The following is a 24,333-nucleotide window of genomic DNA, read 5'->3' on the forward strand; positions in this document are numbered from 1 at the left end:
ACAACCCCCTCAGCCCTCGGTGACCGTCATGGTGCCGACCTGGCCCTGCGCGACGTGGAAGCTGCACTCGAACGGGTAGTCGCCCGGCGTCGAGACGGTGAACTCGACCGTGTCGGAGTCCCCCGGCGCCAGGTAGGGGATCGCCTCGGTGATGGCGGCCGGGCCGGCGTCCGGGGTGAACTCGAAGTTGTGGGTCATCTGCTCGGCCACGTTGCGGACGGTGACCCGCACCGGCCCTGGGGCGACGGTGAACGCGGCCGGGGTGAAGACGTAGTCGTCCCCGGTCTCCAGGACGACCTCCTGCACCCCGTCGGGCGCCGTGGTGACCGCGCCGACCGCGGGGCCGGGGGTCCGGGTGGCCTCCGGCAGGGTCGGCTCACCGCCGCCGCAGCCGGCGAGCAGGCCGCCGGCGAGCAGCAGCCCGCCCAGCAGCGCCCGGCCGCGCGGGACCCGGCGCGACGTCGCGGACGCGCCGGACCGGACTGGAGGCAGGGCGCCGCTCGTGGCCGCAGAAGCGCTCATCGCCCGGGAACCGTACGCGGCGCCGGGCCCGGTCCGGCGTCGTCGGCGACCGTCGGCGCGGCGCGGTCGGCGGCGTCGTCGTCCAGCGGGTCGACCTCGTCGGCGTCCGGACCGTCGGCCGGACCGGCGGCACCCGGCGCCGGCGGGGGGACGGCGAGCGGCCGGACGTCCCGGGTGTCCCAGGGGCGGGTCAGCCCGGCAGCCTCCAGGACCGCGTCCAGCAGCCCGGCGGTGAAGCCCCACACGACCATGTCGGCCACCCCGAACGCCGGCCCGACGTAGCCCGAGGGGTGCCGCACCCGGAAGCGGTTCGCCGGGTCGACGAGGTCGGCCAGCGGGACGCGCGCCACCCGGGCCACCTCGCGGGGGTCGCCCGTGGTGACCTCGCGCGGGTCGTCCCACCAGCCCACCACCGGGACGACGAGGTTGTCCGAGGGCCCGAGGAACAGCTCGGGCAGCGTGGCCAGCACCCGGACGCCGGCCGGGTCGACGCCGGCCTCCTCGTGGGCCTCCCGCAACGCCGTCCCCACGGGGTAGTCCTCCCCCGGGTCCGCGCCGCCGCCGGGGAACGCCGGCTGGCCGGCGTGGCTGCGCAGCCGGGAGGACTTCTCGATGAGCAGCACGTCCGGGCCGGCCGGGCCGGTGCCGAAGAGGATGAGCACCGCCGAGCGGCGGGCGGTGGCGCTGGGCGCGCCGTGCCGGTGTGGGAGCGGCAGGTCGCCGGCGGCGGCGACCAGCCGCCGCAGGTGCGCGGGGAGTCCGTCCGGGGCCGTGGGCAGGGAGCTCACAGCGTCACGCCCAGGTGGTCGGCGACCAGCTGCTCGAACTCCTCCAGGGAGTCCACCGGGCCGACCTCGACGTGCGCGAGGGAGCCGTCCGCGGCCAGGAAGTAGGTGTAGGGCAGCGCCCGGATCCCCAGCCCGTCCATCAGCGCGCCGTCGCCGTCGAAGGCACTGGGGAAGGTGGCGCCGGCGTCCGCGGCGAAGGACGTCGCCTGCGGCACGCCGTCCTTGCTGACCACGCCGAGGACGCGCACCCGGTCCCCCGCCGCGTCGGCGAGCTGCTGGACCACCGGCAGCTCCTCCCGGCAGGGGGCGCACCAGCTGGCCCACAGATTGAGCACCGTGGGCACCCCGGGGGCACGGCCGAGGTCCACCGCGCCGCCGGTGAAGCACTCCAGCCGGAGGGCGGGCAGACCCCCGGCCGCGGCAGGCTGGTCGGGCTGCTCCGGGCACGCGGCCAGGTCGGTCTCGGCCGACGCGACGTCGGGCACCGGAGCCGGCTGCTCCTCGTCCGCTCCGGAGCAGCCGCCGAGCAGCAGCCCGACGGCGACCGGGGCGGCCGCCAGCCGCGCGGCCCGGCTCACTCGGTGTCCGAGGCAGCGGGGCTCTTCACCAGCCGGCCGGCGACCTCGGGGTCCAGCGGGCCGATCCCGGCCGACGGGCACCACGAGGCCAGCCCGCATGCCCCGCAGGCCGGCTTCTTCGCGTGGCACACCCGTCGCCCGTGGAAGATCACCCGGTGGGAGAACATCGTCCACTCCTTCTTCGGGACGAGCTCGGCGATCTCCGTCTCGACCTTGACCGGGTCCTCCTCCGCGGTCCAGCCGAACCGGCGCACCAGCCGGCCGAAGTGGGTGTCCACGGTCAGCCCGGGGACCCCGAAGGCGTTGCCGAGGACGACGTTCGCCGTCTTGCGGCCCACGCCGGGCAGCGTGACCAGGTCGGGCAGGTTCCCGGGGACCTCCCCGTCGAAGCGCTCGACCAGCGCCTGTCCCAGGCCGATGACCGAGTTCGCCTTGGCCCGGAAGAAGCCGGTGGGCTTGAGCAGCTCCTCCAGCTCGGCGCGGTCGGCGCCGGCGTAGGCGGCCGCGTCGGGGTACCGGGCGAACAGCGCCGGGGTCACCCGGTTCACCGTCCGGTCGGTGGTCTGGGCCGAGAGGACGGTGGCCACCAGCAGCTCGAGCGGAGTGGTGAAGTCCAGCTCGCAGTGCGCATCGGGGTGGATCACGGCGAGCTCGCGGGCCATCCGGCGGGCGCGCCGGGTGCGGGCCAGCGGGCTCTCCGCCGGGTCGTACGGCGGCAGCCCGAGGCGGACGGCGCGGGCCGGGCGCACCGCGCGCACCGGACGCCGGGCGGGGGCGTCCGGCTGGACGTCGGACGGCTGGGCGCCGGACGGCTGGGCGCCGGACGGCTGGAGGACGGGCTGCGACACGCGCACGAGGGTAGGCCGCGGCGACGACGGCACCGACGGGTCATACTCGACGGCGGAGCGTGCGCCGGACGCCGCCCGACCGCTGGACGCGGTCGTCCCTCCCCCCGGGCCCGACGCGGCCCGGACACGTCGCCGAGGAGGTGCCGCGTGGTCGCCCTCATCGTCATCCTCTTCCCGCCGCTGCTGATCGCCTTCCTGCTCGTGATGGAGCGGGTGGAGGAGCCGCTGCGCCGGCCGACGTCCCAGCGCGAGGTCGAGGAGTTCCTCGGCACGGCCACGGCCGGCGAGGTCGACGCCCTGGCCAGCTCCGGCATCCGCCGGGCGATGAGCCGCTGGCGCCGCCGCCGTCGCGGCGTGGGCCGTGAGCGCGGGACCGGGCAGCGCGCGGTCACCGACCGGGGCGTCCCGATGGAGACCGCCGAACCCCGCTGACGGCCCGGCGCGCCGGGCCTGAGCACCCCCGGGCGACAGGCCCGACTGGCCCGACCCACTCAGAGTGGGCAAGCTGGTGACGTTCCGGAGTTGGCGTGCGTGACACAGGCCCTAGACTCCCCTGGACGCGGGTCGCCATCGCACCCGCGAGGACGTTGCGAGAGGTGCGCGTGGACGAGGTCCTTGCCCAGTCCGGTCTCTTCCAGGGACTGTCGGACGAGTCCGTCGAACCCGTGGCGAGCCAGCTGGAGACGGTCACGCTGCCCCGCGGGCGCGTGGTCTTCAACGAGGGCGAGCCCGGCGACAGCCTCTACGTCGTCCTCTCCGGCAAGATCAAGCTGTCCCGCCGGGCGCCCGACGGCCGGGAGAACGTGCTGGCCGTGATGGGCCCGTCGGACCAGTTCGGCGAGCTGTCGGTGTTCGACCCGGGCCCGCGCACGGCGTCGGCCACCGCGGTCACCGACGTCCGGCTGGCCAAGATGCCGCAGGCGATGCTGCGTCCGTGGATCGAGGCGCACCCCGAGGTGGGTGAGCGGCTGCTGCAGGTGCTGGCCCGCCGGCTGCGCCGCACCAACGACTCGGTCGCCGACCTGATCTTCACCGACGTCCCGGGCCGGGTGGCCAAGGCGCTGCTGCAGATGGCCGACCGCTTCGGCAGCCGGGAGAGCGACGGCCTGCGGGTCAAGCACGACCTGACCCAGGAGGAGCTGGCCCAGCTCGTCGGCGCCTCCCGCGAGACGGTGAACAAGGCGCTGGCCGACTTCGTGCACCGTGGCTGGATCCAGCTGCAGGGCAAGTCGGTCGTCGTCCTCGACGAGGAACGCCTCCGCCGCCGCGCGCGCTGACAAAAGGACCCACCTGCCCGAGGGCCCCTTCCGGTTCGCCGGAGGGGGCTCTCCTGCGTTACGGGCCGAGCGCCGGTGCGGACCCGAGCGGAGCGAGGTGGCCCGGGGACGGGACCCGGAGGGTCCCTCACCGGGACACGGCCAACGGCTCAACGCAGCCGGCGCCGGCACCTGATCGCGGTGCGGCCCGTCAGGGTCGCGATGTCATCGCGGTGCGGCCCGTCAGGGTCGCGATGTGAGTGGCGTGACCAGCCGGATGCGGGTGCCGTCGGGCAGCACCGCCCAGGTCCCGCCCGGGCCCCGCTCGAAGGTGGGGCTGATCGGCTCGAGCGGCGCCGGCGGGGAGCCGGCCATCGCGGCGGCCGCGTCGGGGAACAGCTGGAGCTGACCGAGGGTGTGGATCGTCGGCGGCAGCATGGACCGGGTGCCCGCAGCGTAGTCGGCCAGCGCCTGCCCCGGCGTCGTCCAGACGGCCTCGTCGGCCTCGCCGGAGACGTCGCGCGCCTCCTGACCGACCGGCAGCAGCGCGGCGAAGAACTTGGTGTCGTAGCGCCGCGCCTCCTCGGGCGGGGTGATCCAGTGCGCGTAGGGCCGCAGCAGGTCCGAGCGCAGCGCCAGTCCCCGCCCGGCGAGCAGCTCGGACAGCGACAGCTCCCGCGCGAGCAGCGCCTGCCGCTGCGCCTCCCAGTCGTCACCCGACACGTCCGGGACGACGGTCGCCCCGTCCCCCGGCCCGGCCAGCAGGACGCCGGCCTCCTCGAAGGTCTCCCGGACGGCGGCGCAGACCAGTTCGCGGGCCAACCGCTCGTCGCAGCCCCAGGCGGCCGCCCACTCCGCGGGCGCGGGGCCGACCCAGTGCACGTCGGTGTCGCCGTCCCGCGGGTCGACCCCGCCGCCGGGGTAGGCGGTCATGCCGCTGGCGAAGGGCATCCCCTTGGTGCGGCGCAGCAGGTAGACCTCCAGGCCGGGGGCGCCGTCGCGCAGCAGCAGCACGGTGGCCGCCTGCCGGATCACCGTCACCGCAGCTCGACGGTCAGCTCGACCTCGACCGGGGAGCCCAGCGGCAGCTCGGCCACGCCGATGGCGCTGCGGGCGTGCACGCCGGCGTCACCGAACACCCGCCCGAGGAACTCGCTGGCGCCGTTGACCACCCGGGGCTGGCCGGTGAAGCCCTCCGCGCTGGCCACGTAGCCGACGACCCGCACGACCCGGGCGACGGCGTCCAGGCCGACCAGGTCGTCGATGGCGGCCAGCGCGTTGAGGGCGCAGACCTTGGCGTCGGCGGCCGCGTCCTCGACCTCGACCGAGCCACCCACCTTGCCGGTGCGGCGCAGCCCGCCGTCGACGAAGGGCAGCTGGCCGGAGGTGAACACCAGCTGGCCGGCGCGGACCGCCGGGACGTAGGCCGCCACCGGCGCGGCCACCGGTGGCAGCCGGATGCCGAGCTCGCGGAGCCGGGCGTGCCAGCCCTGTGCCGGGTCGCTCATCGCCGGCCCCTCAGCTCGTCGGGCGCTTGAGGTAGGCGACCAGCTGGTCGCCGCCGCCCGGGCCCTGCAGGACGGTCACGAGCTCCCACCCGTCGACACCCCACGAGTCCAGGATCGCCTTGGTGTTGTGGATCAGCAGCGGGATGGTGGCGTACTCCCAGGTACGGCGGGTGGGTGCACTCATGACCGGGACGCTAGCGCAGCCGGGAGGGCGACAGGATGGAACGGCCCCGCCGCAGGGGCCCGGCGCGAGCCTCCGAGCGCTGGGGGGCAGGGGGGTCCTCCGACTCGTAGGCTGGCGAGGGTGAACCCCGAGCCGTCCTCCGTGCGGTGTCACGTCGTCACCGGCAAGGGCGGTACCGGGAAGACGACGGTCGCCGCCGCCCTGGCCCTGGCGCTGGCCGCCGACGGCCGGCACGTGCTGCTGGTCGAGACCGAGGGGCGGCAGGGCATCGCGCAGCTCTTCGACACCCCGCCGCTGCCCTACGAGGAGCGCCGGGTGGCGGTGGCCCGCGGCGGCGGCGAGGTGAAGGCGCTGGCCATCGACGTCGAGGCCGCATTCCTCGAGTACCTGGACATGTTCTACAACCTGAAGCGCGCCGGCCGGGCGCTGCGCAGGATGGGCGCGGTCGACTTCGCCACCGCGATCGCCCCGGGCCTGCGCGACGTGCTGCTCACCGGGAAGATCAAGGAGGCGGTGACCCGCCGCCACGACGGGCGGCCGGTGTACGACGCGGTCGTCGTCGACGCCCCGCCCACCGGCCGGATCACCCGCTTCCTCAACGTGACCGGGGAGGTCGCGGGCCTGGCCCGCTCCGGCCCGATCCACACCCAGAGCGAGGGGGTCATGGCGGTGTTCCGCTCACCGCAGACGGCGGTGCACCTGGTGACCCTGCTGGAGGACATGCCGGTGCAGGAGACCGCGGACGCGATCGGTGAGCTGACCGCGGCCAGGCTGCCGGTGGGGTCGGTGATCGTCAACATGGCCACCGAGCCGCTGCTGCCGGCCGCGAGCCTGTCCCGGACGGCGGAGGGCCGGCTCACCGGCGCCGACCTCGCCCCGGCCCTGGACGCCGCCGGAGTGTCCGGCGGCCCCGACCTGGCCGACGCCCTGGCCGCCGAGGCCGTGGAGCACGCCCAGCGCTGGGCGGCGCAGGACGCGCTGCGCGGCGTGGTCGAGCAGCTGGGCCGCCCGACGGTGGAGCTGCCGCAGGCGGTGGGGCCGGTCGACGTCGGCTGCCTGTTCGAGCTGGCCGACCGGCTGGGGCGGCACCTGCGCACCGAGGTGGCGGCGTGACCGCGGCCCCGGCCCTGGACCTGGCCGCGCTGGTCGCCGACCGGTCGACCCGGATCGTCGTCTGCTGCGGCTCCGGCGGGGTGGGCAAGACGACGACGTCCGCGGCGCTGGCCCTGGCGGCCGCGGGAGCCGGCCGGACGGTCGTCGTGCTGACCATCGACCCGGCTCGCCGGCTGGCGCAGTCCCTGGGGCTGGAGGAGCTGGACAACGAGCCGCGGCAGGTCGACGTCCCGGGGGCCGCCGGCCGGCTCGACGCGATGATGCTGGACATGAAGCGGACGTTCGACGACGTCGTCACCGCGCACTCGACCCCCGAGCGGGCCGAGCTGATCATGGCCAACCCGTTCTACCAGGCGCTGTCCTCGTCCTTCGCCGGGACGCAGGAGTACATGGCGATGGAGAAGCTGGGGCAGCTGCGGGCCACCGAGCGGTGGGACCTGGTCATCGTCGACACGCCGCCGTCCCGCTCGGCGCTGGACTTTCTCGACGCCCCCAACCGGATGAGCCGATTCCTCGACGGCACGATGATCCGGCTGCTGACCGCGCCCGCCCGCGCCGGCGGGCGGGCCGGGGTCCGGCTGGTGGGGGCCGGTTTCATGATCTTCAGCCGGATCATCAGCAAGATCCTCGGCGGCCAGCTGCTCAGCGACATCTCCTCGTTCGTCTCCGCCCTGGACACGATGTTCGGCGGGTTCCGCGAGCGGGCGACGGCGACCTACGAGCTGCTCCGCGAGCCCGGGACGCAGTTCGTGGTGGTGGCCGCCCCCGAGCCGGACGCACTGCGCGAGGCCTCCTACTTCGTGGACCGGCTGTCCACCGAGGGGATGCCGCTGGCCGGCCTGGTGCTCAACCGCACGCACCCTCCCGCGACGACGGCGTTGTCGGCGAACCGGGCCGAGGCCGCCGCCGAGGCGGTGGCCGAGGCCGGAGGCCGGGGGGCCAAGCTCGCCGCGGGAGCGCTGCGGGTGCACGCCGAGCGGATGCTGCTGGCGACCCGGGAACAGCGGCTGGCCGACCGGTTCACCAGCGCGCACCCGGAGGTGGGCATGCGCACGGTGCCCGCCGCAGCCGGCGACGTCCACGACCTGGCGGGGCTGCGGACGATGGCCTCGGCGCTGCTCGGCGCCGAGGACGACACCCCGACCGGCACGCCGCGCAGCCGGGTCCTCCCGGCGCGTCCCTGAGCGACGCGCCGGGACGTACAACGGCCCGGTAACGGTGCACCGGGGCGCTCGCGCGTCGGCGTGCGACGGGCGCCACCCGGCCTCCGGGGACAGGTACCTTGGCCTGCGATGTCTGCTTCTGCACGCCTCCGTCTCGGCGCCCTGGGCAAGCTGGCCGCGATCATCGTCGTGGCCGGCGTGCTGGTCGCCGCGCTGCTGTTCCCCTGGATCGGTGGGACGGGTCTGGTCGCTCGCAACTCGGCGTCCCTGCTGGACGCCCTGCCGGTCGAGCTGACCGACGCCACGCCGAACGGGAACACCACGGTGCTGGCCGCGGACGGCTCGGTGATCACCCAGTTCTACGTGAACAACCGGACGCCGGTCGCCCCCGAGCAGATCTCGCCGGTGATGAAGCAGGCCATCGTCGACATCGAGGACAGCCGCTTCTACGAGCACAACGGCCTGGACGTGCAGGGCACGATGCGGGCGCTGGCCACCAACCTGGCTGCCGGCGAGGTGCAGGAGGGCGGCTCCACGCTCACCCAGCAGCTGGTGAAGCAGACCCTGCTGCAGACCGCCGACACCGCCGACGAGCGGGCGGCGGCGGTCGAGCAGAACGGGCCGGAGGGCGTCGCCCGCAAGCTGCGGGAGGCCCGGCTGGCCCTCGCCCTGGAGCAGACGTACTCCAAGGACGAGATCCTCACCCGGTACCTCAACATCGCCTACTTCGGTGAGGGCGCCTACGGCATCCAGGCCGCGGCGCAGACCTACTTCAGCGTCAACGCCGCCGACCTCTCGCTGCCGCAGGCCGCGATGCTGGCCGGGCTGGTGCAGAGCCCGACCAACGACGACCCGCTGGTGAACCCCGAGGCCGCGAAGGTGCGGCGGGACCAGGTGCTCAACCGGATGCACCAGTTGGGCCACATCACCGACCAGGAGCTCGCCGACGTGTCGGCCGCCCCGGTCGAGACCGCGCCCGGCGCCCGGCCGCCGAACGGCTGCGCCTACGCCAGCATCGGCGGCTTCTTCTGCGGCTACCTCGAGCAGTACCTCACCGGCACGCTGGGGCTGACCCAGACCGAGATCGACAACGGCGGCTGGACGATCCAGACGACGCTGCGCCCGGACATGCAGGCCGCCGGCGACCAGGCGGTGCTCAACAGCCTGCCGATGGGCGCGGACCTGGCCGGCATCTACACCGCCGTCGAGCCGGGGACCGGCGAGGTGCTGGCGATGAGCACCAACCGGCGCTACGGCTGCGACAGCGCCGTCGACCCATCCTGCGAGTCGGTGCTGCTCAACGTGGTGCCCAGCCAGGGGTCCGGCTCGACCTACAAGGTCTTCACCGCCGCCTCCGCCCTCGAGCAGGGCTACGGGATCAACTACCGGCTGACCACCAGCGACCCCTACTACTCCCGGGTCTTCAAGAAGAACGGCGGCACCCGGGGTCCGGCCTACGGGCCGATCGGCAACGTCGGCACGCTGCCCAACACGCTGACCATGCACGACGCGCTCGTCCGGTCCTCCAACACCTACTTCGTGGGTCTGGAGGACACCCTCGGCAGCCTCGGGGGGCCGGTGACGATGGCCCAGCGGATGGGCCTCAACCTGCCCGAGGACCGGGCCAAGGAGGTCATCGAGGGGCGGCAGGCCTCCTTCACCCTCGGCCCGATCGAGACCAGCCCGCTCTACCTGGCCAGCGCCTACTCGACGCTGGCCGCCAGCGGCACCCGCTGCGCACCGACCCCGGTCGTGCAGATCCTCGACGGGTCCGGTCAGCCGCTCACCCGGGACGACGGCTCCCCGGTCGTGACGAACGACAACTGCACCCCGGAGGCCATCCCGCCGGGTGTGGCCAACACCCTCAGCCAGGCGCTCCTGGACGACGTGCGGAGCAGCGCCGGCACCGGCACCCGGGCCAACGTCCCCGGCCACGACATCGCCGGCAAGACCGGCACGTCGCAGAGCCGGTTCTCCGCGGCCTTCGTCGGTTTCATGCCCGACTACACCGCCTCGGTCATGGTGCTCAACCCCAAGGGCAACCAGGACGTCGGCAGCTACGGCGGCGGCCGGCCCGCGCAGATCTGGCACGACGCGATGAAGCCGATCCTGGACCAGGGCCCGACCCGGAAGTTCCCCCCGGCCGACCCCGCCGTCGCGGCCGGCACCAAGGGCGGCGGCGCCGTCCTGTCCACCCCGCGGGACGACGACGATGACGACGACCGCCGCTCGACGCCGCGGCGGAGCAGCAGCCCGGCGCCCCGGTCGTCCGACCCCGCCCCATCCTCGGAGCCGGCGCCCGCCCCCGAGCCCGCGCCGTCCCCCGAACCGCCTCCCGCCCCGGTCGACCCGGCGTCGCCCAGCCCCACCCAGTAAGGGGAGCACCCGGCCGAACGGGGTTCCTCATCCGAGCTGGCGGCGGACCTCGGCGGCGACCCGGCCGCCCTCGGCGCGGCCGGCGACCTGGGCCTGCACGGCGCCCATCACCCGGCCCATGTCCTTCATGCCGGACGCCCCGGTGCGGGTGACCACGTCGGCCACCAGGGCCGCGAGGTCGGCGTCCCCCAGCTGCGCGGGCAGGTAGCCGGCCACCACCGCCTCCTCGGCACGCTCGCGCTCGGCCTGCTCGCTCCGGCCGGCCCCGGCGAAGGCCTCCGCGGCCTCCCGGCGCTTCTTGGCCTCCCGCCGCAGCACGCCCTGCACCTCGTCGTCGGACAGCTCCCGCGCCTCCTTGCCCGACACCTCCTCGGCGGTGACCGCGGCGAGCACCATGCGCAGCGTCGCGGTGCGCAGCTCGTCACGGCCCTTCATGGCGGTGGTCAGGTCGGTACGCAGGCGGTCCTTGAGCTCGGGCACGCGTCCAGCCTGCCACCCGCCCGGTCACCCGGGATGCCCTCCTCCCGGCAGCCCTAGGCTCGGGGGATGCGTGCGCTCACCGCCGTCCCCACCGCCGTCCTCGCGACCGGCGCCGCCACCGTGGCCTACGCCGGCCTCTACGAGCGCACCCGGTGGACGCTGCGCCGCTTCGACGTCCCGGTGCTCGCCCCCGGGTCGGACCCGCTCCGGGTGCTCCAGCTGTCGGACCTGCACATGACCGCCGGGCAGACCGGCAAGCAGGAGTGGGTGGCCGGGCTGGCCGCGCTGGAGCCGGACCTGGTGATCACCACCGGGGACAACCTCGCCGGGATGGACGCCGTCCCGGCGACGCTGCGGGCGCTGGACCCGCTGCTCGACCTCCCCGGGGCCTTCGTGCTCTCCAGCAACGACTACTTCGCGCCGCGTCCGAAGAACCCGCTGAAGTACTTCTGGACCGACCACAAGCGGGTGCACGGCGAGGAGCTGCCGTGGCGGGACCTGCGCGACGCGATGACCGCGCGCGGCTGGGTCGACGTCACCAACGCCCGCGGGGAGCTCGTCGTCGACGGCCGCCGGATCACCCTGGCCGGCCTGGACGACCCGCACATCCAGCGGGACCGGTACGAGCTGGTGGCCGGTCCGGCCGACCCCACGGCGGACCTGCGGCTGGGGCTGGTGCACTCCCCCGAGCCCCGGGTCCTCGACCAGTTCGTCGCCGACGGCCAGGACCTGCTGCTGTGCGGGCACACGCACGGCGGGCAGCTGCGGGTGCCCTTCTACGGCGCCCTGGTCACCAACTGCGGCATCGACCGGCAGCACGTCCGCTGGCTGCACCGTTGGGCGCAGCCGACGACGGCGCGGCCCAACGGCACCTGGCTGCACGTGTCGGCCGGGCTGGGCACCAGCCCCTACGCGCCGGTGCGGTTCGCCTGCCCACCGGAGGCGACGCTGCTGACCCTCACCGCACGGACCGGGTGACACCGGCGGGAGACGCGTCGCGCCGGTCGGATAGAGTGGTCGGCGCACCGCGGGGTGTGGCGCAGCTTGGTAGCGCGCGTCGTTCGGGACGACGAGGCCGCAGGTTCAAATCCTGTCACCCCGACCATTCAGGGACCGCCGATCGGCGGTCCCTGAGTCGTTTCCGGCACCTCCCCCGGGGGCACCCACCCGCCGATGACCGAATGGCTGCTCCTCCTGGCCGCGGTGCTGCTCACCGCACTGACCGGTTTCTTCGTCGCAGCCGAGTTCTCCTTCACCACCGTGGACCGCGGGCAGGCGGAGCGGGCCGCCGACGGGGGTGACCGCGGCGCGGCCGGGGTGGTGACCGCGCTGCGCGGCCTGTCGACTCAGCTCTCGGCCGCCCAGCTGGGCATCACGATCACCACGCTGGTCGTGGGCTTCCTCGCCGAGCCGGCGCTGGGCGGACTGCTGGAGCCGGTCCTCGAGGCCGTCGGGGTGCCGGCCTCCGCGACGCCGGCGGTGGCCGTCGGGCTGGCCATCGCCCTGGCCACCACGCTGCAGATGCTGCTCGGTGAGCTCGGCCCCAAGAACCTGGCCATCGCCCGGCCGCTGGGGACCGCGCGGGTGGTCGCCCCGGGCATGCGCGCCTTCACCACGGTCAGCGGCCCGGTGCTGCGCGTCCTCCAGGCGCTGGCCAACGGCATCGTGCGGCGGCTGGGCTTCGAGCCCAAGGAGGAGCTGGACGACGTCCGCGGCGCCGAGGAGCTCGCCGCCGTGGCCCGCCGGTCGGCCGAGGAGGGCGACCTCTCCCCCGTCGCCGCACGGCTGCTCGGCCGGTCGCTGGGGCTGCGGCAGAAGTACGCCACCGACGTGATGACCCCCCGCACCCGGCTGTGGACGCTGAGCGCCAGCGCCACGGCCGCCGACGTGATCGACGCGGCCATCCGCTCGGGCAACTCCCGGTTCCCGGTCTACGGGGCCGACCTGGACGAGGTCACCGGGGTGGTGCACGTCAAGCACGCGGTCGCGGTCCCCGAGGCGGAGCGGGAGCAGCGCAGCGCCGGCGAGCTGGCCGCCCCGGTCCTCGCCGTCCCCTCGTCGCTGCGGCTGGACCCGCTGCTGGACCTGCTCCGCGACCAGGGCCTGCAGATGGCGCTGGTCGTCGACGAGTGGGGGGCGACCCACGGCATCGTCACCCTCGAGGACATCGTCGAGGAGCTCGTCGGGGAGATCACCGACGAGACCGACCGCCCGTTGCGCCAGCTGCGCCGCGCCGGCGACACCTGGGAGCTCTCCGGGCTGCTGCGCCCCGACGAGGTCCGCGACCGGACCGGCATCGACGTCCCGGAGGGCCGCTGGGAGACCGTGGCCGGCTACGTCATCGACGCGCTCGCCCGGCTGCCCGAGGAGGGCGACTCGGTGGACGTGGACGGTCACCGGCTGACGGTGACCGACGTGGAGGGACGGCGGCTGGCCCGGCTGAGCGCCGACCCCCTGCCCGCGCGCGACGCCGACGGGGACACCGACGGGGACACCGTGGCCGCGGAGGTCTCCCGGCGTCCCGGCGGGGCGACCGCCGTCCGCGCCGGCGAGGTGGCGCAGGCATGAGCGACGTCGTCAGCCTGCTGGTCCTGGTCGCCCTGCTGCTGGGCAACGCCTTCTTCGTCGCCGCGGAGTTCGCGCTGGTGTCGGTCCGCGCCGACCAGCTGGAGCCGCGCGCGGCGGCCGGGTCGGTCCGGGCGCAGAAGACGCTGGCCGCGCTGCGGAACGTCTCGCAGATGATGGCCGGCGCCCAGCTGGGCATCACGCTGTGCTCGCTGGGCCTGGGCGCCGTCGGCGAGCCGGCGGTCGCGCACCTCATCGAGGTCCCGCTGGCGGCGATCGGTGCGCCGGAGGCCCTGCTGCACCCGATCGCCCTGGTGATCGCGCTGGCGCTGGTCACCGTGCTGCACATGGTGCTGGGCGAGATGGTGCCCAAGAACATCACCATCGCCGGGCCGGACCGCGCGGCGCTGGCCCTCGGTCCGGCGCTGGCGGTCATGGTGCGGGTGCTCCGGCCGTTCATCTGGTTCTTCAACGTCACGGCCAACGCCTTCGTGCGGCTGTTCGGGGTGACGCCCCGGGACGAGATCGCGGCGAGCTTCGACGAGTCGGAGATCCGTTCGATGATCAGCCAGTCCCGGCAGGAGGGGCTGCTGGGCAGCGAGGTCAGCGAGCTGGCCGCGGGCGCTCTCACGTTCGAACAGCACGACGTCCGGTCGGTGCTCATCGAGCCCGGCCAGCTGGTGACGGTGCCGCGCTCGGCCACCCCGCGGGACCTCGAGTCGGTGGTCGCCGAGCACGGCTTCAGCCGCTACCCGGTGCGCGCCGACGACGGCACGCTGACCGGGTACGTGCACGTGAAGGACGTGCTGGGGAGCGGTCCGACGTCGCGGGAGCAGCCGATCCCGGACCAGGCGGTGAAGGACTTCGTCGAGCTCTCCCCCGGCGAGCACCTCCCCGAGGTGCTCCAGGAGATGCGGCGCACCGGGTCGCACCTGGGCCGCGTGACCGGCGAGGCCGGCGAGGTGGTCGGCCTGGTGGCCCTGGAGGACGTGCTGGAGCAGCTGATCGGCGACGTCCGGGACGCCGCCGACGAGGGGCGCGCGGCCGCGGCCTCGGCCGTCGGGTCCGGGGCCGGCAGGACGGCGGGAGCCGGCGCCGGGGGAAGATGAGCCGGTGAGCGCCGACACGACCCCGACCGAGACCGCCCTCCCACCCGAGGTCACAGCCCGCTGGCAGGCGCGGTTCCGCGCTCCCCGGGTGAGCCTGCCGGAGTGGGCGGAGGAGGCGCCGAGCCGGTGCCTGTACGCCTCCGACGTCAGCGGCGTGGTCGAGCAGTACGCCTGGGACCGGGACACCGACACCCACCGCCAGGTCACCGACCGGCCCAACGGCACCTCGATCGCCACGCTCAGCCCGGACGGGGAGAGCATCTGGTGGTTCGCCGACACCGACGGCGACGAGTTCGGCGTGTGGCAGCGCCAGCCGTTCACCGGCGGCCCGGACTCCCCGGCGCTCCCCGAGGTGGGGCCGGCCTACCCCGCCGGGCTGGAGATCGGCCGGACGGTCGTGCTGGCGGGCCGGTCCACCGACGACGGCAGCGAGCTGTGGATCGCCCCCTCCGACGGCGCCCCGTCGGTGTTCCACCGCACCCAGGACACCGCGTCGGTCGAGGCGCTGACCCACGACGACACGCTCCTCGTCTACTCCCACTCCGAGCACGGCGACCCGCGGTACCCCGCGCTCCGGGTGCTGCGCACGGACGACCTGTCGCTGGTCGCCGACAAGTGGGACGGCGAGGGACGCGGCCTGCACGCGCTCGCCTTCGCCCCCCGGGACGGCGACGCCCGGCTGCTGGTCGGGCACGAGCGCCGCGGCCGCGAGGAGCTGCTGATCTGGGACGTCGTCCGCGGCACCGAGACCGAGCTAGTGCTCGACCTGCCCGGGGACGTGACCGCCGGCTGGTACCCCGACGGCACCGCCCTGCTGGTCGGGCACGACACCGCGGCCCGCAGCGAGCTGTACCGGTACGACCTGGTCACCGGCACGCTGGAGGCGCTGGACACCCCGCGCGGCGTCGTCCGCGGCGCGACCGCCCGTCCCGACGGCTCCGTGGAGCTGGCCTGGTCGTCCTCGGAGCGGCCGCCGGTCATCCGCCGCGCCGACGGTCCGGTGGTGCTGGCCGCCCCTGGCGAGGAGCCGCCCGCGGCGTACCCGCTGGAGGACCGCTGGGTCCCCGGCCCGGGTGGCGACGTCCACGCGCTGCTGGTCCGGCCGGCCGGGCCCGGGCCGCACGCGACGGCGTTCCTGGTGCACGGCGGCCCGGAGGCGCAGGACGACGACTCCTACCGCGCCCGGCGGGCGGCCTACGTCGACGCCGGGTACGCCGTGGTGCACGTGAACTACCGGGGTTCCAGCGGCTACGGCAGCGAGTGGCGCGACGCGCTCACCGGCCGGCCCGGGCTCACCGAGCTGGAGGACGTCGCCGCCGTCCAGGACGCGCTGGTGGCCGAGGGCGTGGTCGACCCCCGGCGGGCGATCATCTCCGGCGGGTCGTGGGGCGGGTTCCTCACGCTGCTCGGGCTGGGCACCCAGCCGGAGCGCTGGGCGGCCGGCATCGCCGAGGTCCCGGTGGCGGACTACCTGGCCGCGTACGAGGACGAGATGGAGGGCCTGCGGGCCTACGACCGGGCGCTGTTCGGCGGCTCACCGGACGAGGTGCGGGACGTGTACGTGCGCTCCTCGCCGATCACCTACGTCGACGCCGTCGCCGCGCCGGTGCTCGTCGTCGCCGGGGCCAACGACCCGCGGTGCCCCATCCGGCAGATCGACAACTACCTCGCCGCCCTCGTGGAGCGGGACAAGCCGCACGAGGTGTACCGCTTCGACGCCGGCCACGGCTCGCTGGTGGTCGAGGAGACCATCCGCCAGGTCGAGGTCGCCCTCTCCTTCGCCCTGCGGCACGTCCGGCCCTGACCCCGGCGGGCTCCCGGCACCGGGAGCCCGCTCAGCGGTCGCGCGGACCGGCGACCCGGCGCCGGCGGGGTGCGAGCAGCGCGTCCCGGGCGGTCCGCCTCCGCGACCGGACGGCGCGCCGGAAGCGCTCCCGGGCGCCGGCGGGGTCGCCGGGCGCGTAGGCGTACCAGCCGAGCTCCTCGCTGGGCGGGTCCGGCGCCCGGTCGTCGTCCCGCATCCGGTCCCGGACGTGCTGCAGCACCCGCTCGGCCAGCGCGTCGTCGGCCAGCAGGACGGCGAGGTCCTCCGGGTCCCGCTGTTCGGCGGCCAGCGCCCCGGTGACCCACTCGTGCAGCCGCGGACCAAAGGCGCGCTCGGCGCCGTCGGTCAGCACGGCGTGGGCGGCGTCCAGCGGGACGCCGCTGTCCAGCGCCGAGTCGAGTTCCACCCACGCGCGCAGCGTGTAGAGGTCCGGCCCCGGCCAGGGGCGTTCGCGGGCCTGGTCGAGCGCGGCCTGGAGTTCGGGAGGCAGCTCGTCGGACGTCACCACGCCATCCTGCGCCGTGGACCCGGGTCGATCACCGTCGTGCGGCGACACCGGCCGGCCCGGCGGGCAGCCGGGCGACGACGGTCAACGGCGAGCGGCGAGGACCAGCTCGGCGATCTGCACGGTGTTCAGGGCCGCGCCCTTGCGCAGGTTGTCGTTGCTGACGAACAGCGCCAGCCCGCGGCCGTCGGGGACCCCGGGGTCCTGGCGGATCCGCCCGACGTAGCTGGGGTCGCGGCCGGCCGCCTGCAGCGGGTTGGGGACGTCGGACAGCTCCACCCCCGGCGCCGAGGCCAGCAGCTCGGTGGCCCGGTCGACCGACAGCGGGCGGGCGAACTCGACGTTCAGCGACAGCGAGTGGCCGGTGAAGACCGGGACCCGGACGCAGGTGCCGGACACCAGCAGGTCCGGGATGCCGAGGATCTTGCGGCTCTCGTTGCGGAGCTTCTGCTCCTCGTCGGTCTCGAACGTGCCGTCGTCCACGATCGAGCCGGCCAGCGGCAGCACGTTGTAGGCGATCGGGCGGACGTACTTCACCGGCTCGGGGAAGCTGACCGCCGACCCGTCGTGGGTCAGCGCCGCCGCCTTGTCGACCACGGCCTTGACCTGGCCGTCGAGCTCGTCGACGCCGGCCAGCCCGCTGCCCGAGACGGCCTGGTAGGTGCTGGCCACGATCCGGGTCAGCTGCGCCTCGGCGTGCAGCGGCGCCAGCACCGGCATCGCGGCCATGGTGGTGCAGTTCGGGTTGGCGATGATGCCCTTGCGGACCTCGCCCAACGCCTGCGGGTTCACCTCGCTGACCACCAGCGGCACGTCGGGGTCCCGCCGCCAGGCCGAGCTGTTGTCGATGACGGTCACCCCGGCGGCGGCGAACCGCGGCGCCTGCGCCGTGGAGGTCGACCCGCCGGCGGAGAAGATCGCGATGTCCAGGCCGGCCGGGTCCGCGGTGGCGGCGTCCTCGACGGTGATCTCGCCGTCGCCCCAGGGCAGGGTGCTGCCGGCGGAGCGGGCGGAGGCGAAGAACCGCAGCTCGCTGATCGGGAAGCGCCGCTCCGCGAGGATCTCGCGGACCACGGCCCCCACCTGTCCGGTGGCGCCGACGATGCCGACGCGGAGTCCCTCGGTCGTGCTCATCGTCCGGTCCCTCCGTAGACCACGGCCTCGACGTCGGAGCCGAGGTCGAAGGCGTCGTGCACCGCGCGGACGGCGACGTCCAGGTCGGTGTCCCGGCACACCACGGAGATGCGGATCTCCGAGGTGCTGATCAGTTCCAGGTTGACCCCCGCGTCGGCCAGCGCCCCGAAGAACCGCGCCGACACGCCGGGGTGCGAGCGCATCCCGGCGCCGACCAGGGACACCTTGCCGATGTGCTGGTCGAAGCTGACGTCGGTGAAGCCCACGGTGTGCTTGACCTGCTCCAGCGCCGCGAGCGCGGTCGGCCCGTCGCTCACCGGCAGGGTGAAGGAGATGTCGGCGAGCTTGCTGGCGTCGGCCGAGACGTTCTGCACGATCATGTCGATGTTGACCTCGGCGTCGGCGAGGACGCGGAACAGCTGCGCCGCCTCGCCGGGACGGTCGGGCACCCCGAACACGGTAATCTTGCCCTCGCTGCGGTCGTGCGCGACGCCGGTGATGATGGCCTGTTCCACGCTGAGGTCCTCCATGGAGCCGGCCACGATCGTGCCCGGGAGCTGTGAGTAGGAGCTGCGGACGTGCACCGGGATGCCGTAGCGGCGGGCGTACTCGACGCAGCGCAGCATCAGCACCTTGGCCCCCGAGGCGGCCAGTTCGAGCATCTCCTCGTAGGTGATCGTCTCCAGGCGCTTGGCGTTGGGGACGATCCGCGGGTCGGCGGTGAAGACGCCGTCCACGTCGGTGTAGATCTCGCAGACGTCGGCCTGCAGGGCCGCGGCGACGGCCACGGCGGTGGTGTCCGACCCGCCGCGGCCCAGCGTGGTGATGTCCTTGGTGTCCTGGCTGACGCCCTGGAAGCCGGCGACGATGACGATCGAGCCCTCGTCGAGCGCCTGCCGGAGCCGGCCGGGGGTGACGTCGATGATCCGCGCCCGGCCGTGGCTGGACGTGGTGATGACGCCGGCCTGGGAGCCGGTGAACGACCGCGCCTCGTACCCGTGCGTGGAGATCGCGATGGCCAGCAGCGCCATGGAGATCCGCTCGCCGGCGGTCAGCAGCATGTCCAGCTCGCGGCCGGGCGGGTCGGCGGTGATCTGGCTGGCCTGGTCGAGGAGCTCGTCGGTGGTGTCACCCATCGCGGAGACCACCACGACGACGTCGTCGCCGTTCTTCTTCGCCTCCACGATGCGTTCCGCGACTCGCTTGACGCGCTCGGGATCGGCGACGGAGGAACCGCCGTACTTCTGCACGACCAGGGCCACGGTGTCACAGGCTACCGACGGCGGCGCGCAGCCGGGGGTTGCGGGGCCGGTTCACCGCGGGTTGTGATCATCGGATGGACGACGCCGGGCACTGGCTGCTCACCGCCGACGAGCGCGGCAACCCGGCGGCGGGCCTCCCGGCGTGCACCGCGGGCAACCGCGCCGAGCCGCTCGTCGACGGCGTGACCTACTTCGACCGGCTGGTCACCGCGGTGGAGGCGATGGGCGACGGCGACCACCTGCTGTTCACCGACTGGCGCGGCGACCCGGACGAGCGGATGCGCGAGGACGGCCCGACGGTCGGTGAGCTCTTCGCCGCGGCCGCCCGCCGGGGCGTGTGCGTGAGCGGTCTGGTCTGGCGCTCGCACTGGGACGGGCTCAGCTTCAGCAAGGAGGAGAACGCCGCGCTGGACGCCGCTGTCGAGGAGGGCGGCGGGGTGGTGGTGCTCGACCAGCGGGTGCGCCGGCTGGGCAGCCACCACCAGAAGATCGTCGTCCTGCGGCACCCCGCCGAGCCGTCCCGGGACGTCGCCTTCGCCGGCGGCATCGACCTGTGCCACTCCCGGCGGGACGACGCCGAGCACCTGGGCGACCCGCAGCCGCAGTCGATGGCCGATGCCTACGGCCCCACGCCGCCGTGGCACGACGTCCAGCTCCAGCTCCAGGGGCCGGTGGTCGGCGTGCTGGACACGGTGTTCCGCCAGCGCTGGGCGGACCCGCACGGCCCGGACACCGACCACCCGCTGGCCTGGGTGCACGACAAGCTGTCGAGCTCGCGGATGAACGCGGTCCCGCTGCCCGAGCAGCCCCCGCCGCCCCCCGAGTGCGGTCCGCACCTGGTGCAGACGCTGCGCACCTATCCGGCGATCAAGCCGGCCTACCCGTTCGCCCCGCACGGTGAGCGCTCGGTGGCCCGCGGCTACACCAAGGCCATCAACCAGGCCCGCCGGCTGGTGTACCTGGAGGACCAGTACCTGTGGTCCTCCGACGTCGCTCACCTGTTCGCCGAGGCGCTGCGCGCCCACCCCGGCCTGCACCTGGTGGTGGTCGTCCCCCGGGTGCCCGACCAGGACAGCGCGGTGGCCCAGCGGCCGCAGTACGTCGGCCGGCACCAGGCGCTGCAGACGTGCCAGGCGGCCGGCCCGGACCGGGTGCACGTCTACGACCTGGAGAACGACGAGGGGACGCCGATCTACGTGCACGCGAAGGTGTGCGTCGTCGACGACGTCTGGGCCAGCGTCGGCAGCGACAACTTCAACCGGCGCTCCTGGACCCATGACAGCGAGCTGTCCAGCGCGGTGCTGGACACCACCCGCGACGAGCGGGACCCGCGCGACCCGGCCGGGACCGGGTTCGGTGCCCGGGTCTTCGCCCGGGACCTCCGCCTGCGGCTGGCCCGCGAGCACCTGGGCCGGGACGTCGACGGCGGCGGCGAGGACGGCGACCTGCTCGACCCGGAGGACTTCGTCGCGGCGATGGACCGGTCGGCCGACGCCCTGCAGGAGTGGCACGACGGAGGCCGGCAGGGCCCCCGGCCGCCCGGCCGGCTGCGCCCCCACCGGCCCGAGAAGCTGTCCTGGCTGACCCGGCTCTGGGCGACACCGCTGTACCGGCTGGTCAACGACCCCGACGGCCGCCCGCTGCGGCTCCGGCGGACCCACAGCTTCTGAGCGGGCGGGCCGGGCGGCGGACCCCACAGGGGGCCCGCCGCCCGGGACGGTCGTTCCTCGCTGCGATGCTCCCGGGGCTGTCGTCAGGCGACCATGCCGTGCGGGTCGATCACGTACTTCTTCGCCGCGCCGCTGTCGAAGTCGGCGTAGCCCTGCGGCGCCTGCTCCAGCGGGATCACCGTGGCGTTGACCGCCTTCGCGATCTGCACCTTGTCGTGCAGGATCGCCATCATCAGGCCGCGGTTGTACTTCATCACCGGGCACTGCCCGGTGGTGAAGCTCAGCGACTTCGCCCAGCCCGTGCCCAGGCTCAGCGACAGCGAGCCGACCTTGGCGGCCTCGTCGATGCCGCCCGGGTCGCCGGTGACGTAGAGGCCGGGGATGCCCACTGCCCCACCGGCCGCGGTGATCTCCATCAGCGAGTTGAGCACCGTGGCCGGCGCCTCCTTGCTCGCACCCTCCCCGTGCCCGCGCGCCTCGAAGCCGACCGCGTCGACACCGCAGTCGACCTCGGGGACGCCCAGGATCTGCTCGATCTGGTCCTTCGGGTCGCCCTTGGAGATGTCCACGGTCTCGCAGCCGAAGCTCCGGGCCTGGGCCAGCCGCGACTCCACCAGGTCCGCCACGATGACCACGGCAGCCCCGAGCAGCTGGGCGCCCACCGCGGCCGCGATGCCGACCGGACCGGCACCGGCGATGTACACCGTCGCTCCCGGCTTGACGCCGGCGGTGACGCAGCCGTGGAACCCGGTCGGGAAGATGTCCGAGAGCATCGTCAGGTCGCGGATCTTCTCCAGCGCCTGGTCCCGGTCCGGGAACTTGAGCAGGTTCCAGTCGGCGTAGGGGACCATCACGTACTCCGCCTGGCCGCCGACCCAGCCGCCCATGTCCACGTAGCCGTAGGCGGCACCGGGACGGGCCGGGTTCACGTTCAGGCAGATCCCGGTCTTGCCCTCCTTGCAGTTGCGGCACCGGCCGCAGGCGATGTTGAACGGCACCGAGCACAGGTCGCCCTGCTTGATGAACTCCACGTCGCGGCCCACCTCGATCACCTCGCCGGTGATCTCGTGGCCGAGGACGAGGTTCTCCGGGGCCGTGGTGCGGCCGCGGACCATGTGCTGGTCGCTCCCGCAGATGTTGCTGGTGACCACCTTGAGGATGACGCCGTGCTCGGTCTTGCGGCCGATGTTCGCCGGGTTCACCCCGGGGCCGTCCTGCAGCTCCAGCTTGGGGTAGGGGATGTCCTGGACCTCGACCTTGCCGGGGCCGACGTAGGCGACGCCCTTGTTGCCTGCCATTGCTTGGCTCCTCTCGATGAGCGGTCCTGCGGTCCGCCTGCCGAGGCACGTGCCGTTACCTCGTCGTGACGTGCACCACACCATGGTGCCTCACGGGCGGAGGCGCAACGGCTGCTCCGGCGTCCTCACGACGCCGGCCGGGGGTGGTCCCACGGCACCCGGGACGACGGCTCCACGGCGCTCACCTCGGGCTGGTCGCCCCGAGGTGCGGTGGCACGGTGTGCCGGTGCGCCCGGGGCCGCGCCGCTGCTACCGTGACCCCGTGCGCGGCAGCCTCCTGCTTACCCGCCGCGGCGAGGCCCTCTCCTAGGTCGGCTCCCTCGTCGCGGAGTCCGCGCGTGCCCCGCGCCCGCTGGCCGCATCCCGCCGCTGCGCACCCGCGCCAGCCGCACGCGCCCGAGGAGCCCCCCATGAGCGAGAACCACCCGCACGCCCGCAACCCCCAGCGCCCGTCGCCGATGCCGATCGGCAGGTACGCGCCGTTCCCCCCCGTCGACCTGCGCGACCGCACCTGGCCCGACACGGTGACCACCCGGGCTCCCCGCTGGTGCGCCGTCGACCTGCGCGACGGCAACCAGGCGCTCATCGACCCGATGACCCCGGACCGCAAGCGGCGGATGTTCGAGCTGCTCGTCCGGATGGGCTACAAGGAGATCGAGGTCGGCTTCCCCGCGGCCAGCCAGACCGACTTCGACTTCGTCCGCCAGCTCGTCGAGGACGACCTGATCCCCGACGACGTCACCGTCCAGGTGCTGACCCAGGCCCGCGACGAGCTGATCGAGCGCACCTACGAGTCGCTGCGCGGCGCGCGGCAGGCGATCGTCCACCTGTACAACTCGACGTCCACGCTGCAGCGGCGGGTGGTGTTCGGCTCCGACCGGGCCGGGATCACCGACATCGCCGTCCACGGGGCCCAGCTGGTGCGCAAGCTGGCCGAGCAGATGAGCGGTACCGAGATCCGCTTCCAGTACTCCCCCGAGTCCTTCACCGGCACCGAGCTGGACTACGCCGTCGAGGTCTGCAACGCCGTCACCGACGTCTGGGAGCCCACGCCCGACCGGCCGACGATCCTCAACCTGCCGGCGACCGTGGAGATGGCCGAGCCCACCGTCTACGCCGACCAGATCGAGTGGATGCACCGCAACCTGGGCCGCCGGGACGCCGTCGTCCTCTCCCTGCACCCGCACAACGACCGCGGCACCGCGGTGGCCGCCGCCGAGCTCGGGTACCGCGCCGGCGCTGACCGGATCGAGGGCTGCCTGTTCGGCAACGGCGAGCGCACCGGCAACGTCGACCTGGTCACCCTGGGCCTGAACCTGTTCAGCCAGGGCATCGACCCGCAGATCGACTTCTCCGACATCGACGACGTCCGGCGCACCGTCGAGCACTGCAACCAGCTGGGCGTGCACGAGCGGCACCCCTACGGCGGCGACCTGGTCTACACGGCGTTCTCCGGCTCGCACCAGGACGCCATCAACAAGGGCTTCGCCGTGATGGCCTCCGACGCGGCGGCCGCGGGGAAGACCGTCGACGAGATGCCGTGGGCGGTCCCCTACCTGCCGATCGACCCCAAGGACGTCGGCCGCAGCTACGAGGCCGTGATCCGGGTGAACAGCCAGTCCGGCAAGGGCGGCGTCGCCTACATCATGAAGACCGAGAACCACCTGGACCTCCCCCGGCGGCTGCAGATCGAGTTCAGCGCCGTGGTCCAGCGGCACACCGAGGACGAGGGCGGCGAGGTGACCGCCGAGCAGATGTGGGCGGCCTTCTCCAGCGAGTACCTGCCCGACGCCGACGCCCCCTGGGGCCGGTTCGCCCTGTCCGGGCACGAGCACACCGCGTCCGGCGCGGGTACCGACGAGCTCACCGCCCGGCTCGTCGACGACGGCGTGCCGATGACCGTCCGCGGGCGCGGCAACGGGCCTATCGCGGCCTTCGTCGACGCGCTGCACAGCATGGACGTCGACGTCCGGGTGCTCGACTACGCCGAGCACGCCATGTCGGCCGGCGGCGACGCCCGGGCGGCGGCCTACGTCGAGTGCGCCGTCGGCGACCGGGTCCTGTGGGGCGTCGGGATCGACGCCAACATCGTCACCGCGTCGCTGCGCGCGGTCGTGTCGGCGGTGAACCGGGCCCAGCGGTAGGAGGA

The 24,333-nt window shown here is 74.4% G+C and carries 23 protein-coding genes and 1 tRNA gene; 12 read left to right on the forward strand and 12 right to left on the reverse strand.

All coding sequences use genetic code 11. From position 1 onward, the window contains the following. Positions 1-9 precede the first annotated feature (9 nt). The 4 genes from ACWIX6_RS21565 to nth are packed head-to-tail and all read right to left on the reverse strand — an operon-like array spanning position 10 to position 2,736. The gene (locus tag ACWIX6_RS21565) at positions 10-522 is read right to left on the reverse strand and encodes a plastocyanin/azurin family copper-binding protein (RefSeq protein ID WP_448614492.1); all 513 of its coding nucleotides are present in this window, start codon (positions 520-522) and stop codon (positions 10-12) included. Beyond that, a complete protein-coding gene (locus tag ACWIX6_RS21570) occupies positions 519-1,310 on the reverse strand; it encodes an NUDIX hydrolase (protein ID WP_448614493.1) in 792 nt (263 codons plus the stop codon). Before ACWIX6_RS21570 ends, ACWIX6_RS21565 begins: the two co-directional genes overlap by 4 nt. After that, positions 1,307-1,888: a TlpA family protein disulfide reductase gene (locus ACWIX6_RS21575; protein ID WP_448614494.1), complete on the reverse strand. Its 582-nt coding sequence runs from the start codon at positions 1,886-1,888 to the stop codon at positions 1,307-1,309. The genes ACWIX6_RS21570 and ACWIX6_RS21575 overlap by 4 nt, the downstream gene beginning before the upstream one ends. Next, entirely contained in the window at positions 1,885-2,736 is an 852-nt protein-coding gene (gene nth / locus ACWIX6_RS21580) for an endonuclease III (protein ID WP_448614495.1), read from the reverse strand. The genes ACWIX6_RS21575 and nth overlap by 4 nt, the downstream gene beginning before the upstream one ends. A gap of 147 nt (positions 2,737-2,883) precedes the next feature. Here nth and ACWIX6_RS21585 point away from each other — a divergent pair, with 147 nt between their 5' ends. Both ACWIX6_RS21585 and ACWIX6_RS21590 read left to right on the forward strand, forming a co-directional pair. Then, positions 2,884-3,168 (forward strand): hypothetical protein, encoded by a 285-nt coding sequence (locus tag ACWIX6_RS21585; RefSeq protein WP_448614496.1) that lies wholly within the window; start codon positions 2,884-2,886, stop codon positions 3,166-3,168. Between the two features lie 170 nt (positions 3,169-3,338). Then, complete coding sequence (locus ACWIX6_RS21590) at positions 3,339-4,013, forward strand: Crp/Fnr family transcriptional regulator (protein ID WP_448614497.1); 675 nt, start codon at positions 3,339-3,341, stop codon at positions 4,011-4,013. Between the two features lie 222 nt (positions 4,014-4,235). Here ACWIX6_RS21590 and ACWIX6_RS21595 read toward each other — a convergent pair whose 3' ends face one another. From ACWIX6_RS21595 to ACWIX6_RS21605, 3 genes are read right to left on the reverse strand one after another with little or no spacing between them, the layout of a single operon-like run. Then, complete coding sequence (locus ACWIX6_RS21595) at positions 4,236-5,033, reverse strand: NUDIX hydrolase (RefSeq protein ID WP_448614498.1); 798 nt, start codon at positions 5,031-5,033, stop codon at positions 4,236-4,238. Continuing rightward, the gene (locus tag ACWIX6_RS21600; protein ID WP_448614499.1) at positions 5,030-5,500 is read right to left on the reverse strand and encodes a RidA family protein; all 471 of its coding nucleotides are present in this window, start codon (positions 5,498-5,500) and stop codon (positions 5,030-5,032) included. The genes ACWIX6_RS21595 and ACWIX6_RS21600 overlap by 4 nt, the downstream gene beginning before the upstream one ends. A 10-nt stretch (positions 5,501-5,510) precedes the next feature. Continuing rightward, positions 5,511-5,684, reverse strand: a complete 174-nt coding sequence (locus ACWIX6_RS21605) for a hypothetical protein (protein ID WP_448614500.1) — start codon at positions 5,682-5,684, stop codon at positions 5,511-5,513. 120 nt (positions 5,685-5,804) lie between these two features. Here ACWIX6_RS21605 and ACWIX6_RS21610 point away from each other — a divergent pair, with 120 nt between their 5' ends. The 3 genes from ACWIX6_RS21610 to ACWIX6_RS21620 all read left to right on the forward strand — a co-directional run bounded on the left by ACWIX6_RS21610 (position 5,805) and on the right by ACWIX6_RS21620 (position 10,336). Continuing rightward, positions 5,805-6,797: an ArsA-related P-loop ATPase gene (locus ACWIX6_RS21610; RefSeq protein WP_448614501.1), complete on the forward strand. Its 993-nt coding sequence runs from the start codon at positions 5,805-5,807 to the stop codon at positions 6,795-6,797. After that, positions 6,794-7,981, forward strand: a complete 1,188-nt coding sequence (locus ACWIX6_RS21615) for an ArsA family ATPase (RefSeq protein WP_448614502.1) — start codon at positions 6,794-6,796, stop codon at positions 7,979-7,981. The genes ACWIX6_RS21610 and ACWIX6_RS21615 overlap by 4 nt, the downstream gene beginning before the upstream one ends. Before the next feature lie 108 nt (positions 7,982-8,089). Continuing rightward, the gene (locus ACWIX6_RS21620; protein WP_448614503.1) at positions 8,090-10,336 is read left to right on the forward strand and encodes a transglycosylase domain-containing protein; all 2,247 of its coding nucleotides are present in this window, start codon (positions 8,090-8,092) and stop codon (positions 10,334-10,336) included. A 27-nt stretch (positions 10,337-10,363) separates the two neighbouring features. On the opposite strand, the gene ACWIX6_RS21625 is transcribed toward ACWIX6_RS21620, so the two are convergent. Then, a complete protein-coding gene (locus ACWIX6_RS21625; protein ID WP_448614504.1) occupies positions 10,364-10,816 on the reverse strand; it encodes a GatB/YqeY domain-containing protein in 453 nt (150 codons plus the stop codon). A gap of 66 nt (positions 10,817-10,882) precedes the next feature. Here ACWIX6_RS21625 and ACWIX6_RS21630 point away from each other — a divergent pair, with 66 nt between their 5' ends. From ACWIX6_RS21630 to ACWIX6_RS21650, 5 genes are all read left to right on the forward strand, one after another. Continuing rightward, a complete protein-coding gene (locus ACWIX6_RS21630) occupies positions 10,883-11,794 on the forward strand; it encodes a metallophosphoesterase (RefSeq protein WP_448614505.1) in 912 nt (303 codons plus the stop codon). A gap of 50 nt (positions 11,795-11,844) precedes the next feature. Then, positions 11,845-11,921, forward strand: a tRNA-Pro gene (locus tag ACWIX6_RS21635). A gap of 68 nt (positions 11,922-11,989) precedes the next feature. After that, positions 11,990-13,384: a hemolysin family protein gene (locus tag ACWIX6_RS21640; RefSeq protein ID WP_448614506.1), complete on the forward strand. Its 1,395-nt coding sequence runs from the start codon at positions 11,990-11,992 to the stop codon at positions 13,382-13,384. Beyond that, positions 13,381-14,490: a hemolysin family protein gene (locus ACWIX6_RS21645; protein WP_448614507.1), complete on the forward strand. Its 1,110-nt coding sequence runs from the start codon at positions 13,381-13,383 to the stop codon at positions 14,488-14,490. Before ACWIX6_RS21640 ends, ACWIX6_RS21645 begins: the two co-directional genes overlap by 4 nt. Positions 14,491-14,494: 4 nt before the next feature. Beyond that, entirely contained in the window at positions 14,495-16,294 is a 1,800-nt protein-coding gene (locus ACWIX6_RS21650; protein WP_448614508.1) for a prolyl oligopeptidase family serine peptidase, read from the forward strand. Positions 16,295-16,325: 31 nt separating this feature from the next. Here ACWIX6_RS21650 and ACWIX6_RS21655 read toward each other — a convergent pair whose 3' ends face one another. From ACWIX6_RS21655 to ACWIX6_RS21665, 3 genes are all read right to left on the reverse strand, one after another. Next, a complete protein-coding gene (locus tag ACWIX6_RS21655; RefSeq protein WP_448614509.1) occupies positions 16,326-16,820 on the reverse strand; it encodes a hypothetical protein in 495 nt (164 codons plus the stop codon). An 84-nt stretch (positions 16,821-16,904) separates the two neighbouring features. Continuing rightward, the gene (locus tag ACWIX6_RS21660; protein ID WP_448614510.1) at positions 16,905-17,954 is read right to left on the reverse strand and encodes an aspartate-semialdehyde dehydrogenase; all 1,050 of its coding nucleotides are present in this window, start codon (positions 17,952-17,954) and stop codon (positions 16,905-16,907) included. After that, positions 17,951-19,216, reverse strand: coding sequence for an aspartate kinase (locus ACWIX6_RS21665; protein ID WP_448614511.1), 1,266 nt, complete (start codon positions 19,214-19,216; stop codon positions 17,951-17,953). The genes ACWIX6_RS21660 and ACWIX6_RS21665 overlap by 4 nt, the downstream gene beginning before the upstream one ends. Before the next feature lie 74 nt (positions 19,217-19,290). On the opposite strand from ACWIX6_RS21665, the gene ACWIX6_RS21670 reads away from it, so the two are divergent. Then, complete coding sequence (locus ACWIX6_RS21670) at positions 19,291-20,886, forward strand: phospholipase D family protein (RefSeq protein ID WP_448614512.1); 1,596 nt, start codon at positions 19,291-19,293, stop codon at positions 20,884-20,886. A gap of 83 nt (positions 20,887-20,969) precedes the next feature. On the opposite strand, the gene fdhA is transcribed toward ACWIX6_RS21670, so the two are convergent. Continuing rightward, on the reverse strand, positions 20,970-22,184 hold the full coding sequence (fdhA, locus tag ACWIX6_RS21675) for a formaldehyde dehydrogenase, glutathione-independent (RefSeq protein WP_448614513.1): 1,215 nt from the start codon (positions 22,182-22,184) through the stop codon (positions 20,970-20,972). Positions 22,185-22,594: 410 nt separating this feature from the next. Here fdhA and leuA point away from each other — a divergent pair, with 410 nt between their 5' ends. Further along, positions 22,595-24,328, forward strand: a complete 1,734-nt coding sequence (leuA, locus tag ACWIX6_RS21680; RefSeq protein ID WP_448614514.1) for a 2-isopropylmalate synthase — start codon at positions 22,595-22,597, stop codon at positions 24,326-24,328. Positions 24,329-24,333: the final 5 nt, after the last annotated feature.

The organism is Modestobacter sp. URMC 112 (assembly GCF_053502575.1).